Genomic DNA, 13,084 nt, shown 5'->3' with positions numbered 1-13,084 from the left:
GACTTAGCCCCCTCCCGCCCCGCCCTTCGCGCTCACCGGCGCGCGAATGGACGTCTCTTTTCGTCTCCCAGTGAGCGCGAGGGGGTGAGGTGCCCTACGCTCCGCCCGCCGCGCTCACGGGGAACGAATGGGGACGTCGGAAAGCTCTGCCGGTGAGCGCAAAGGGCGACGGCCTTTTCTACCGCTCCCGTCGCGCTCACCGTGAACACGGATCTCTGCCAAAGGGTGGCTGCCGGTGAGCGCGTGGGGCGGTTATCCACAGCGCTCCAGCCCCAGCGGCGGAAAATCGAGCCCCGTCCCTGAGTTATCCACAGGTTGCAGCGGGAAGCGTAGCCATCACGCACTGCGGCTGTTTACGTTTATTCCCATGGGGGAATGGACAACCGCGGAACTTCACGAGCAAGGTTTAAGCAAAGAGGCGATTCGCCGCAAGGTGCGTGAGAGGAAGCTGTATCGCGTGCATCGGGGGATTTATACCGATACGTGGACGCCCCTGGCGGTAGCGCGGGCCTTGGCGCATGGGCTCAGCCGAATCCATTTCACCGGAAAGACCGCGCAGGAGATTTATCTGGGCCGGCCAATAACATTTCCGTTGGAAGCAGAGGGACCCCGCACGTTGAAGGGAAAATGCTTCCGCGTGTCGCACTCGCGCCTCCGGGCCACACACAAGGTCAACGGCCTACCGGTGGTGCAACCGCTATGGGCTGCACGCAGAATTTCGCGTGCATGCAGGCCTTTATTGGAAGACTACTACCAAGGAAAGCACGGGCCCGGCCGCCTCGAAGAGGACCGTCGGCGAATGAGGCGCGTCCCGAAGCCTCTTAGAGAGGCGATACGACACGCTGCTATAGGCGCAGATAGCCCGCCGGAACGCACACTAAGTAGGCAGCTTCGCGCAGAAGGAATCTACCCCAAGCACAATGTTCTCATCGCCGGCTACCGCTTTGACCTGAAGATTGGCAAGTTGCTGGTGGAAGTTGACAGCTGGGAATACCACAAGCACAGTGTGGCCTTTCAAGCTGACCGTACCAAGCAGAACGCGGCTGTAGCTCACGGTTATACCGTTTTGCGTTTTACTGCCGATGACATCATCCACCACCTCAGCCAGGCCGTTTTGCTCGTCAAGGCCACGTTGGAGGTGCTAAAAGGTGGGAATCCGCAGCTCCCCACTTCAGCCACTGTGCCCTATTGGCGGTGGCACCTGTGCGTATACCCCTTGCCTTAGTGACAACTTTCCTTTACACTCGGTAATGTAAGAACGACAGCCCGTAAAGGAGAACAGGTGGCCGAGCACCCCAACATGGTCCGCAAATGGCGCCGCTGGCTCGAATTATCACAAGCTGAACTCGCCAGAAGAGTTGGCGTCTCCCGCCAAACCATCGCCAATATCGAACGCGGCAACTACTCGCCCTCCGTGCACCTCGCACTGGATATTTGCCACGAACTAGGAAAAACCGTCGAAGAAATTTTTGGAGCTGAACAACATGATTAACGCCATCGCCAATTACTCCCTCAAGGAAATCGATCGCGCGACTCGCGATGAATTCGAACGCGACACTCTTTACAAGGCCTGCGCAATCGGAATGACCCCAATCCCGTTCCTCGAACTCGTCGTCGCCGCAATTCTCGCCTGGGTCCTTCCTGGCCAAATGTCCATGCTGTGCTTCCTCGCGCTCGTGCCGTCCATCGTGGGCAACTCCATCGGTTCTGCTTGGATGCGCCAGCGCGTGGCCACCCCAATTGTTAGCCGCAATTGGACGGCTATCGCTGTCTACCTCATCCCTCTTATAGTCATGTTCGCCGGCATTGCCTATAACGCCTATGCGCCAGCCGACGGCCACGACCCCGTCTCCTACCTCATCGGTACCGCAGTCGGCGCCATTGCCGTGCTCGCCCTGACCCCCTTCATTCGTCGCCGCCAGCACCGCCGCGACCAAGCTCGCCTCGATGCCGAGTTAGAAGACTAGTTTCACTCCGGCACCTCACCCCGCCCTTCGCGCTCACCGCGGACGGCGGGTTTTCTTTGTTTTCGTTCCCCGTGAGCGCGGCGGGAGGTACTGTCCCCTTCGCGCTCACTGAGAGAAAGAAAAATCTCCGCCAGCCTGCGCTGGTGAGCGCGGGGGCGGAGAGGAAGGAAATACGGGACCTAGCTAGGCCGGCTCGGTTTCCTCGACAAGTTGAGGCGTCTTCGGCTGCGAGCGGAAGGTCCACAGCTTGTTCAAGATAAAGTTAATCGGCATAGCGACAATGATAGAAATGGCCGATGCCCAGTACACCTTTGTACGCAAACCGGTCGAATCATCCAGAATGTCTGTGGGCAAGTGCAGCGGCGAAGTCGGATTCATTAAGAGTGTCGCCACAACTTGACTTACGATAAAAGCTCCAATTCCAGCGAGAAGGAATGGGAAGAAACCGCGCAGCCAAGACACCTTCGCCACCGATCGGAAAGTCCACATGCGATTCAGCTGGTAGTTCCAAGTGTTGGCGACCAAGAACGCAATGGTCAAAAACACATGGTACCAACGGATATGGAAAACAGAGCCGAAGAGATTGATGAAGGGATCGTCCGCCTCGATGCCGCCAGACCACCAAGTAATCTTTCTGCACAAATAGACCACAAAGAGATTAACCGCGGCACCGGAGCCGCCAACAATTCCGAATTTGATAAACTGCCCAAAATTGGACACAAAGCGCGCGACGCTGAGGTCTGCCATGGGCCGCCTTTCTAGCCAGTGAATATATAACTATTCAATTGTAGTGCTTAAGACTTGCGAACTGAAAAATTGACGCTCGGATTGTGATAGAGGATCTATAAAAGAGATAGCCTCATGGAGTAGAGAGAGCGGGGCGCGAAAATCATACAGGTCGAGCTCGCGCGGAGCGGGATACGTGTCTTCCCCGAGAAGCGGGTGCCCCAGATGATTAAGCAGCACGCGCAGTTGGTGGGTATGGCCGGTGCGCGGCCACATGGTCACCTCCCGGCCGGCGGCGCGCACATACGTAGAGGTGGGCGTGCCATCGGAAGCAACGAGCACCCGGCGCGAGCCGCGGGGCTTGTGCATGTGCAGGGTGATTTCCCGGTCCACATAAAGCGGCCGCTTAACGACGCCCCGATACCTCTTCACTGCACTCCCCTCCCCAAAGATGCGCTGGTAAGCGGCGCGAGTGGCGGGATTGCGGGAACACAGCACAAGGCCGGCGGTCAAGCGGTCTAGGCGGTGCAGCGGCACGATATCGTCTTCACCGAAGTCCACGCGCAGCCGGGTTTGCAGAGTTTCGCGTTGCAGTCGGCCGTTGGTGGTCGTCGGCAGGAAGTGCGGCTTATCGGCCACGATGAGGTCGCGGTCGGCGTAGATGACTGAGTAGTCGAAAGGAATGGGGCGCTCGGCAGGCACAGTGGGGTGATACCAGGCGGGCACGGGACGCGGCAGCGCGGCCCCAGCCGGCAGCTGAGTCCCAGGCGGATAGGGGGAATCGCCGGCGCGGGCGGCGAAGTACTCCCCTTTTTCGGGCACGTAGCCGCGCAGGACCGTCTTGCGCGGGGATATGCCCTCGCGTGCGGGAGGCCTGCCGGAATTAGGCACCGGCGAGGCGGTCTACTGCAGCATCGATGCGCTCATCGGTGCCGTTGAGACCAATGCGCACGTGCTTCTCGCCAGCTGGGCCATAGAAGTCACCAGGGGCGGCGAGGATACCTCGCTCGGCAAGCCAGTCGATGGTCTCGCGGCAATTCTCGCCGCGGGTGGCCCAGAGGTACATGCCGGCATCGGAGTGGTCGATGGTAAAGCCGGCGTCGATAAGCGCGTGCATGAGCACCGCGCGACGGGAGGCGTAGCGGTTGCGCTGAAGCGTCTCGGTGTCGTCGTCGTTAAGCGCGGCGACCATGGCGGCCTGAATGGGCCCTGGAACGATGAGGCCGGCGTGCTTGCGCAGCAGCAGCAGCTCGTCGATGAGGTCGTTATCGCCCGCGAAGAAGCCAGCGCGGTAGGAAGCCATATTCGCGGTCTTGGATAGCGAATGCATGGCAATGAGCCCGGTGTTATCGCCATCGGTCACGCGCGGATCGAGGATGGACACCGGCGGATTATCGTCATTCCAGCCCAAGCTCATATAGCACTCATCGGAGGCAATGATGGCGTCGTTCTCGCGCGCCCACGCCACGATGCGGCGCAGCTCCTCTACCCCGAGCACACGGCCCGTGGGATTGGAAGGCGAATTCAAAAAGACTAAAGAGGCGTCTTGGAAATCGGAATCCGCACGCAGCGGAGTGGCTCCGGCGAGTAGTGCGCCTACCTCGTAGGTGGGATAGGCCACCGAGGGGAAGGCGACGGTCTCGCCGCGCATGCCCAAAAGTGTGGGCAGCCAGGCGATGGCTTCCTTGGTACCAACCACCGGCAGTACGCGATCGACCTGCATATTGTAGCGGCGGGTCAGCGCGGCGGCGATGGCCTCGCGCAGCTCCGGGGTGCCGGCGGTCTGCGGGTAGCCGGAGGCCTGCGCGGCTGCGGTCAACGCAAGCTGCACGCCTGGGGCTACTGGGTCAACGGGGTTGCCCACCGAGAGGTCAACGATTCCACCTGGATGGGCCTGGGCCTTCTTCTTGGCGCCGGCCAGCGAATCCCAGGGGAAGTCTGGAAGCGTCTTTCCTAGCGGTGTGCGTGCCATGTCTTACTCCTGATTCTGTGGTGGAAGCGCGGCAATCATCGGGACGTCAAAGTCCTGTGGCCCAAGGGCCGCCGCTCCGCCTGGGGAGCCCAAGTCATCGAAGAAGGCTGCGTTGGCGTCGTTGTAGTCCAGCCACTCATCGGGAACGTCATCCTCGTAGAAGATGGCCTCGACCGGGCAAGCCGGCTCGCAGGCGCCGCAGTCCACGCACTCATCCGGGTGGATGTAGAGCATGCGCTTGCCCTCGTAGATGCAATCAACAGGGCATTCCTCAACGCAGCCGCGGTCCATTACGTCAACGCAAGGCTGTGCGATCGTATAAGTCATGGAGATTCCTTGAAACTTCCTGATGTCTAGGATTTGGGGTGATTAATAGTATGTCACTTCTGCTTGAAAAATGGCCAAACGCCGCCGCCTATTCCCGCCAAAAGCAGGAGCAGACTGAGAATATTATTGGCCAAGAGCATGTCTCCAGTCATTGGCACCATCAGCATGAAGGCGAAAAAGCCCAAGCACCATACGATGAGCGGGATGGCGCTGACTACCGGCGTGCGGCTCCACAAGCGGGCGGTGCGGGTAAGCACGGAGTTGAACCACCACGCGATCACAATCGTAATGGGAAAGGCTACGCTCGCCCCATTGGATAGCGGGATGCGGGCGGTGAGATAAATGACCTCGAGAAATACCGAAAGCAACGCGCCAATAGCCAACCACACCAGGCCGGTTACCTGCTCGCCGCGGCTAAAATCCGTGCGCATCACAGCCCACCGAGCAAATCATCGGCCGGCTCGCCTTGACCCAGTTGGAAGTATTCGGCAGGCAGCAGCGGCATAACTAGCAGATTGGACAGGCCAAAGGCGCCGGGCACGCGCTCAGGTTCATGGAGCGCGGCCACAGCGGACGCGGGATTGGTGCGGGTGGTGGAGCCATCGGCCAACCAAATTTGGGAGGCGTGAGCGCGCATGGCGCGGCCTTTGGCGTCCAAGGCGGCGTCAGAAAGAGCGACAGTGACATCAGCACCCTCGTTGGTGAAATTGTCCAAGTACTCCTGGCTGGGCTTGGTCCATCCAGCTGGGGCATCGAGGGTTTCCAGGCCGCCGTAGTTAGCGGCGCGTTCAAAAATGCCGTACCAAATGCGTGTGCTTGGCGACGCCGCCTTCATTACCGCCTTATGCACCGCAATGTGGTCCGGGTGGCCGTAACCGCCATCAGGCCCGTAGGTCAAGATGACGTGGGGCTTAATCGTCTCGAGCTCGTCGCTCAGGAAATCGGCCGCCTCCTCGATGCGATTGACCAGCGCGCGCGAATCTTCGTGGGAGGGTGAGCCCGCCATGCCGGAGTCACGGAAGTGACCGAAGCCGCCGAGCTGGATTCCCTTTACTCCAAGAGCCTCCAGTGCGTTAGCCAATTCGCGAGCGCGAAAGCCGCCGAGCTGATCATGGTCGGCCAGGCCCTGGTAGGGCTCACCAATAACCTCGCCGTCCTCGCCCAAGGTGAGCGTAATAACGGTGACCTCGGCGCCGCGTGCGGCGAGGCTCGCCAGGGTACCGCCCATAAAAAGGGTTTCATCATCCGGGTGGGCATGGACTGCCACCACGCGATAGCCGGTTAAATCCTTAGTCTTCATCTATCCTCCAGCGGGGCGCGGTGATAAGACCCCCGTCCCAATCATCAATGCTTTGGCCGGGGCCTACAATACCCTTCCCGAGCGCGTGGATACGCGTCTCATCCATCAACGGCACGTAGAGCGCTTCTTTAGAGTTCACTTCTCGAATGCGGCCGAGCGCCTCCTTCGGGCTCATGGTCCCGGACAAGATTTCCTCGCGAATCTCGTCCGCATTCTCCGGACAGATTCCGGACAAATCGCCTGCCAGTGGTTGTTTATTATCGCAGCTAAAGATATTTGCCGCGGCCAACGAGTTCAAGGAGATATCTTCCCAAGTAACCACGGCATCCACATCGCCTTCTGGCAAAAGCTTGGAGGTTATTGTGGTCAGGCGCTCGGAAACCACCTCGGCATCTATCCCGTGGGCTTCCAGGACATCGTAGAGGGTATTTGCCGCGGCCAAGGCAGTGGGGCTAGTAGGGTCTACCGCAAAGCGAATCGGTTTTTTGCTGGCGCGTGCGCGCAACGCAGTAAGATCCGTGTCTTTGCTTATAGGGTTATGTCCGGGCTCCAGATTGGAAGCGCGGCCGGTGGCCAAGCGGGCGACCTGATCCGTATCAATCAGTGAGGCTAATCCGCGGCGCTCTGCCCTTTCTTCCAATGCGCCTTCTGCAGTAGACATATGCAGGCGCAATTGGCGTGGGCGAGTAAGTGCTTTTTCAGAGACATGTCCTAAAAGACCCAACGCCTCCTCTGAGGTTTGGTCCGGAGTAAAGTCCGCGAATCCGATCTGTCCGGAGCGCAGCATATTCAGCGCTTGGGTGCTATCGCGCACCTCACTGAGCTGGATGACATCCACTTGGGCCGGATTAGCGCCCCAGAACCTATCGTTTCGGTTCAAGGTAATGACTCCGCGTCCCCGGTCCACGCTATCGACAAGGAAGCGTCCGGCCGATGCCGGAATCTTATCCGCTAATGCGGAGCCGAAATTATCATCTTGCAATAAGTGCGAAGGCAGTAGGTTATGGAAGAGCAGGTGCCAGTCCTTAACCTTCTGGGAAAAATCCACCGTGACTACGCGACCACCATCAGAGGTATTCACGGCCGAGATGGCGTGGTAGCCAGCGGGATCTCGTACACCGGCGGTCGTGGTCATCTGCTTCCACAAGTAGCTAAAGTCCGCGCCAGAGATAGGCGTACCATCTGACCACTGCGCAGGTGAAGCAATAACGTAGCGCACTCGCTGCGCTACCCCCTTGGGGGCATTTACCTCGGCGGCGGATTCCAGGATATCGGCGTCCCTCTGACCGCCGTGGAAGGTTGAAGGCAACACCAGTTCCGCAATCTGGTCCACCAGCTCGGAATTATTGGCCACCAAGTGCGGGTTTAATCCCGCGCGCAAGGGATCTACGCCCACTGAGATAGTAGGACGCTTGGCGGAATCGGTGTCTTGGGGTGGCTCTTCTTGCTGTTTTGCAGTGGTGGTGGCCTGATCCTCTTGCAGCGCGGAGGCATTATCCTCCACCACCGGTGGAGGGCCAGGGTTAGCCGCGCAAGCGCTTAAGAAAACAAGGCTAGCGGCGCTCAGCACCGCCGCCATTGCCGACGCCGCGCGCCTTGTTGAAGCCGGATTCTTTTTCATCGCGGACTACTTTAGTCCCTCTACCCCGCCGGAACGAAGATATTCGGCGCTAGACTCAGGCTCAGACCGCAACTTTGAGGGAGGCACCATGCTGATTTGCCAAGAAATGTTCCTGCTATTAACTAAAGACAATGGCAAGAAAGAAGACTGGGTGTCCAATAATGAGGCCGCCCTACGCGCTACCGTCCTCGCGGACCTACTGCTGGGCGGGCACGTCGAACTTGCGGAAAAGAAAAAGGTAGTAACTACCACCCAGCGCCCGAAGAACCCAGTTTTGGCCTGGGCCTGGGAGGAGTTACAGCAGCGCAAGACCGCCAGTACGAAGGAGCTCTTGGAAGCTTCTTGGTTTACCCCACGGGAAATCATCGCCTTGGATTTCCACGCGAATGGCCAGCTCGACATAGAAAAAGCCAAGTGGTGGCAATGGGGCGGCGACCGCTACATCATGACGGACTTGGAATTAGAGCACCAACTGCGCGAGCGGCTGGTCGCGGTGCTGGAAGCACAACGTCCAGCCGAGGTTAATGACGTCATCATCCTCGATATCCTCCGCGAAGTCTCCGGTGCCTATACTCTGCTCAAAAATGATGCGGAGGGTATGAAGCGACGGGAAATGCGGGCACGCATTCAGGAGATCAAAAAGGAGGTGACATATGACAAAACCGCCTCCTCAGCGGTTAAGGCCGTAGTAGAGGAGGCGGCAGCAGTAGCGGCAGTGGTTGCCACTTCAGCGGCAATCACTACCACCTAAGGCGGTGCTCACTACTTATTCATCTGCTTCGCGCGAGCAGCCGCACGCTTGCGGTCGGTAGCGGAAAGCTCTACCTTGCGCACGCGCAGGACGTCCGGGGCGACCTCGACGCACTCGTCGTTGCCACAGAATTCCAGTGCTTCTTCCAAGGAAAGGGTGTGTGCCTTGGCCAGGGTGACCGTGGCCTCCGCAGTAGCGGAGCGCATATTGGTCAGCTTCTTTTCCTTGGTGATGTTGATGTCAATATCCTCATCACGGTTATTGGCGCCAACGACCATGCCCTCATAAGCCTCGGCGCCCGGCTCGACGAAGAAATTGCCGCGGTCAGCCAACTGCGTCAGCGCGTACTGGGTGATCTGGCCGGTGCGGTCAGCCACCAGGGAACCGGTCGGGCGGGACTTGATATCGCCGGCCCAGACATCCAGGCCGTCAGAGATGGAGTTAGCGATACCGGCACCGCGGGTCTCGGTCATGAACTGGGTGCGGAAGCCGATGAGGCCACGGGCAGGAACGCGGAAGATCATGCGTACCCAGTCGCCCTCGCGCACATCCATGGCCTGCATCTGGCCCTTGCGGGCGGCCAGCAGCTGGGTGATAGCACCTTGGTGCTCGGACGGGGAGTCAATGGTGAGGATCTCGTATGGCTCGTAGGTCTTGCCGTCGATTTCCTTGGTCACAACCTGCGGCTTGCCAATCGTCAGCTCGAAGCCTTCGCGGCGCATGGACTCAATCAGCACGGACAGCGCCATCTCGCCACGGCCCTGTACCTCCCAAGCGTCGGGGCGCTCGGTGGGCAGCACGCGCAGGGAAACGTTACCGATGAGCTCTTGCTCCAAGCGGGCCTTGACCATACGCGCGGTGAGCTTATCGCCGCCGCCCTGGCCTGCCATCGGGGAGGTGTTCACGCCGATGGTCATGGAGATGGCCGGCTCGTCTACGGTGATGCGCGGCAAAGCCTCAGGGTGCTCCGGATCGGCGATGGTGTCACCAATCATGACGTCAGAAATGCCGGAGATAGCCACGATGTCACCGGCGATGGCTTCCTCGGCCGGCTGACGCTCGAAGCCGACGGTGCGCAGCAGCTCGGCGACCTTCACGGTCTTGGTGTGCTGGTTGCCATCCTCGTCGTAGTGGATCCAGGCCACCTGCTGGCCCTTCTTAATGCGGCCGGCGTAGATACGCAGCAGCGCGATACGGCCTAGGAAGTCGGAGGCGTCCAGGTTGGTCACGTGCGCCTGCAGTGGGGCGTCGACGGTAGCGGAAGGCTCTGGGAGGACGTTATAGATGACGTCGAAAAGCGGCTGCAGATCCTCGCCCGCAGGGACGTTGCCATCGCCTGGGTTCTCGGTGGAGGCAACGCCGGCGCGGCCGGAAGCGTAGAGAACCGGCAGGTCCAGCAGCTCCTCGGCGGCGGCTGCAGCTTCCTCATCCTCCAGGCCGGCGGCGATTTCCAGCAGGAGGTCCTGGGACTCGGAGACAACCTCGTCGATGCGGGCATCCGGGCGGTCAGTCTTGTTCACGCAGATGATAACCGGCAGCTTGGCTTCCAGTGCCTTGGTGAGCACGAAGCGGGTCTGCGGCAGCGGTCCCTCGGAGGCATCGACGAGCAAGACGACGCCATCCACCATGGAAATACCGCGCTCGACCTCGCCACCGAAGTCGGCGTGGCCTGGGGTGTCGATGACGTTAATAATCAGGTCCTGGCCGTCCTTGCCTAGGCCCTTGCGGTGAATGGCCGTGTTCTTGGCCAGAATGGTAATGCCGCGCTCGCGCTCCTGATCATTGGAGTCCATGACGCGGTCCGTGTGTTCACCGTGGTCACCAAAGGCGCCGGACTGCTCCAGCATGCCGTTGACCAGGGTGGTCTTGCCATGGTCAACGTGCGCGACGATGGCAACATTACGGAACTCGGTATTACTCACTAGTGGGGTTCTCCTTCGGAGGATCTACAGCGCTTGCGCGCGCGAATTTGATCTTGAACGAGCTCCCACGATACCCCCTTAAAGGGCCAAGTGCAGCATTGGGGTTGGCTTTACCCGGTAACGCACCGTATAGGGCGAGCGAAGATTCTTATAGATCGCAAACACACTTGACACCTCCCTAGCTATCACTATCGTTACTTTAGGTACTATTGTTACGATTGTGACTAATGGGGTTTGAATGCCCTGACCGAGACCGCACCCAAGGAATTGATAACGTGAGCAACGCCCGCACCACCTGGCGCCTATCCGGCCGCATCGGTTATATTACCGCCGCCACGGCCGCGCTCATCGGCCTCGCCTCCCCACTCGTCGCCCCAGCGCAAGCATCTGCACCAGACCTTTCTACCCTGGTGCAGCAGGCTTCTTCCCATAGCCCCCTCGACGAGCTAGGCCGCCCCAATCAGGAAACCCAAGATCGCATCCGCGCTTTTGCGGCACAACCTTGGATTCCCGAGGATGTTCGCAACGCTATTCTCTCGGGCCTCGCGTTCTTCGCCGGCGGCGGCGATGGCAAGGGCGGCGTGGCTATGCCGGAGGGCAATAACCCGAATTTCCGCCAGTTTTATTGGCCCACCGTCTCCGCACATTGCATCGGCGGCACCAGCGATGCCATGGGCTCGGCCATTGCCGTACCTGGCCCCACGGAAATGCCAGCACCTGGTGCACAACCCGGCGAGACCGTCTTCCTCTTTACCGCTCTTGGCACCCCTCCGGCCGCGCGCGAGCAGGGCGGAATGAATGTGCAGTGGTTCAACCTAGATACCCTGCGCAGCGGCATCACCCCGCTGAATAACAACGGCATCAACCAGGATGGCCCCACTACCTTGTCCGGCACCGCCCAGACCGGCAAGGGTACCGTCATCGCGCTGCTATCCGGCGGCGTTAATACCCAAGAGTCCCACTGCAATTTCGCCCCCACTGCCGCTTTCCTTGAGGTGAAGTAAATGGCGGCGGACCTCCATCCGGTCAAGCGCGAGACCTTTAATACCGCCGATTACACCAACACCGACCCCAAAGGTTTCCTGCGCGAGGTCGATACCTACACCGAAACCGAGTTTGGTCTGTACATGGCCCGCGGCGCCGATCACCCACGCTTTGGTTACCTAGAATCGTGGCTGCTACCCGGCCTTAACCTGCGTGCCAATATCTTTCACTTCCGTCCGGGCGTAGACGTCCACCAAGATTTTTATATCGACGTTGCCGAAATCCAGCGCGATGGTGCGCTCTGGACCACCCGCGATCTTTATGTGGACCTGGTCGCAACGCGCGACGAGCCCATTTCCGTGCTCGACATTGATGAGCTCTCTGCCGCCACCTCCGCTGGTTTGATTACTGCCGAGGATGCAGAAAAAGCGATCGACACCACCCTAACCGCCGTAGAAGGCATTACTCGCAGGGGTGACGATGCGATGGCTTGGTTGGCACATCAAGGGATAAACTTGACGTGGTCCGATGACATTACCCTAGCCCCAGAAGGATAATTTATGGCCGGTGGCCTATTTGCACTGCTTGACGACGTCGCCTTGATCGCCCGCTCCGCTGCTTCCAGCGTTGACGATGTGGCCGCCCTCGCGGGCAAAACCTCGGTAAAGGCCGCAGGTGTAGTGGTCGACGATGCTGCCGTAACCCCGCAATACGTGGAAGGTATTAAGCCGCAGCGCGAGCTGCCGATGATTTGGCGCATCACCAAGGGCTCACTTATCAATAAGCTCGTCATCATCTTGCCCATCGCGATGATCCTTTCTTGGATCGCCCCGTGGGCACTCACGCCTATCTTGATGTGCGGCGGTACCTACCTTTGCTTCGAGGGTGCCGAGAAAATCTTGCACCACCTTCTTCCCCACCAAGAGAAAGAAACCGAGTCGGTGCAAGAAAAGGGTGCCGACGCCGAAGACAGCTTGGTCAAGTCCGCGATTACCACTGACCTCATCTTGTCGTCTGAAATCATGGTCATTTCCTTGAACGAGGTCATCGACCAGCCGTTCTGGATGCGACTCGGGGCCCTCATTTTCGTCGGCATCTTATTGACCTTGGGTGTCTACGGCGCCGTGGGCCTATTGGTCAAGATGGACGATATTGGCATGGCTTTAAATGAGCGCCACAATGGCAAGTCCACGGTGGGCAACGCGCTTGTCAAAGGCATGCCCATTGTGCTCGATATTATCGGCATCATCGGCACCGCCGCGATGCTATGGGTCGGCGGCCATATCGTGGTCAAGGGCTTGCACGAATTCGGCATGAATCAGCCGCACGAATTCATCGCTTCCGTGACCGAAAAGATTTCTAATGGCGCCCTGGCTTGGCTGGCAGAGACCGGCATGTCTATGGTTTGCGGCCTGGTTCTCGGCACGGTCATCGCCACCATCGTCATGGCAGTCAAAGCTTCCTTTGGCAAGTCCTCGAGCACCTCTTCCACGCCGGCAGAGGCTTAGGCTTCA

General features: G+C 59.4%; 15 protein-coding genes. 7 read left to right on the top strand and 8 right to left on the bottom strand.

Translation table 11 applies throughout. From position 1 onward, the window contains the following. Window positions 1-799 precede the first annotated feature (799 nt). Genes WMP97_RS08250 through WMP97_RS08240 form a run of 3 tightly spaced genes read left to right on the top strand, consistent with a single transcriptional unit; the run spans window position 800 to window position 1,967 of the window. Complete coding sequence (locus tag WMP97_RS08250) at window positions 800-1,225, top strand: endonuclease domain-containing protein (RefSeq protein WP_340440265.1); 426 nt, start codon at window positions 800-802, stop codon at window positions 1,223-1,225. A 57-nt stretch (window positions 1,226-1,282) separates the two neighbouring features. After that, window positions 1,283-1,492 carry a helix-turn-helix transcriptional regulator gene (locus WMP97_RS08245; RefSeq protein WP_023021845.1) on the top strand — a complete coding sequence of 70 codons (210 nt, stop codon included), beginning with the start codon at window positions 1,283-1,285 and terminating at the stop codon, window positions 1,490-1,492. Further along, the gene (locus tag WMP97_RS08240) at window positions 1,485-1,967 is read left to right on the top strand and encodes a transcriptional regulator (protein ID WP_301732702.1); all 483 of its coding nucleotides are present in this window, start codon (window positions 1,485-1,487) and stop codon (window positions 1,965-1,967) included. The genes WMP97_RS08245 and WMP97_RS08240 overlap by 8 nt, the downstream gene beginning before the upstream one ends. Before the next feature lie 183 nt (window positions 1,968-2,150). On the opposite strand, the gene WMP97_RS08235 is transcribed toward WMP97_RS08240, so the two are convergent. The 7 genes from WMP97_RS08235 to WMP97_RS08205 are packed head-to-tail and all read right to left on the bottom strand — an operon-like array spanning window position 2,151 to window position 7,913. Beyond that, window positions 2,151-2,714, bottom strand: coding sequence for a GtrA family protein (locus WMP97_RS08235; protein ID WP_086588090.1), 564 nt, complete (start codon window positions 2,712-2,714; stop codon window positions 2,151-2,153). A gap of 30 nt (window positions 2,715-2,744) precedes the next feature. Then, complete coding sequence (locus tag WMP97_RS08230) at window positions 2,745-3,584, bottom strand: pseudouridine synthase (RefSeq protein WP_340440262.1); 840 nt, start codon at window positions 3,582-3,584, stop codon at window positions 2,745-2,747. Then, a complete protein-coding gene (dapC, locus tag WMP97_RS08225; RefSeq protein ID WP_301716344.1) occupies window positions 3,577-4,665 on the bottom strand; it encodes a succinyldiaminopimelate transaminase in 1,089 nt (362 codons plus the stop codon). The genes WMP97_RS08230 and dapC overlap by 8 nt, the downstream gene beginning before the upstream one ends. A gap of 3 nt (window positions 4,666-4,668) precedes the next feature. Then, the gene (gene fdxA, locus WMP97_RS08220) at window positions 4,669-4,992 is read right to left on the bottom strand and encodes a ferredoxin (protein ID WP_005327491.1); all 324 of its coding nucleotides are present in this window, start codon (window positions 4,990-4,992) and stop codon (window positions 4,669-4,671) included. A gap of 53 nt (window positions 4,993-5,045) precedes the next feature. Continuing rightward, entirely contained in the window at window positions 5,046-5,423 is a 378-nt protein-coding gene (locus WMP97_RS08215) for a hypothetical protein (protein ID WP_049361462.1), read from the bottom strand. Next, complete coding sequence (locus WMP97_RS08210) at window positions 5,423-6,292, bottom strand: PIG-L family deacetylase (protein WP_200287786.1); 870 nt, start codon at window positions 6,290-6,292, stop codon at window positions 5,423-5,425. Before WMP97_RS08210 ends, WMP97_RS08215 begins: the two co-directional genes overlap by 1 nt. Further along, a complete protein-coding gene (locus tag WMP97_RS08205; protein WP_034656438.1) occupies window positions 6,282-7,913 on the bottom strand; it encodes an ABC transporter family substrate-binding protein in 1,632 nt (543 codons plus the stop codon). Before WMP97_RS08205 ends, WMP97_RS08210 begins: the two co-directional genes overlap by 11 nt. 88 nt (window positions 7,914-8,001) lie before the next feature. On the opposite strand from WMP97_RS08205, the gene WMP97_RS08200 reads away from it, so the two are divergent. Further along, window positions 8,002-8,664 carry a GOLPH3/VPS74 family protein gene (locus WMP97_RS08200; RefSeq protein ID WP_023021852.1) on the top strand — a complete coding sequence of 221 codons (663 nt, stop codon included), beginning with the start codon at window positions 8,002-8,004 and terminating at the stop codon, window positions 8,662-8,664. Window positions 8,665-8,675: 11 nt separating this feature from the next. Here WMP97_RS08200 and typA read toward each other — a convergent pair whose 3' ends face one another. Continuing rightward, window positions 8,676-10,586: a translational GTPase TypA gene (gene typA / locus WMP97_RS08195; RefSeq protein ID WP_086588097.1), complete on the bottom strand. Its 1,911-nt coding sequence runs from the start codon at window positions 10,584-10,586 to the stop codon at window positions 8,676-8,678. Window positions 10,587-10,813: 227 nt separating this feature from the next. Here typA and WMP97_RS08190 point away from each other — a divergent pair, with 227 nt between their 5' ends. Genes WMP97_RS08190 through WMP97_RS08180 form a run of 3 tightly spaced genes read left to right on the top strand, consistent with a single transcriptional unit; the run spans window position 10,814 to window position 13,078 of the window. Further along, entirely contained in the window at window positions 10,814-11,590 is a 777-nt protein-coding gene (locus tag WMP97_RS08190) for an Rv1157c family protein (protein ID WP_340440260.1), read from the top strand. After that, window positions 11,591-12,127, top strand: coding sequence for a DUF402 domain-containing protein (locus tag WMP97_RS08185; RefSeq protein WP_301716341.1), 537 nt, complete (start codon window positions 11,591-11,593; stop codon window positions 12,125-12,127). It abuts the gene before it with no gap. A 3-nt stretch (window positions 12,128-12,130) separates the two neighbouring features. Then, window positions 12,131-13,078, top strand: a complete 948-nt coding sequence (locus WMP97_RS08180) for a DUF808 domain-containing protein (RefSeq protein WP_340440259.1) — start codon at window positions 12,131-12,133, stop codon at window positions 13,076-13,078. Window positions 13,079-13,084: the final 6 nt, after the last annotated feature.

Source organism: Corynebacterium sp. KPL4072 (assembly GCF_037908395.1).
Classification (GTDB): domain Bacteria; phylum Actinomycetota; class Actinomycetes; order Mycobacteriales; family Mycobacteriaceae; genus Corynebacterium; species Corynebacterium kefirresidentii.
Note: the sequence above shows the minus strand (reverse complement) of the source record. Positions and strands in the feature narration are given on the sequence as shown.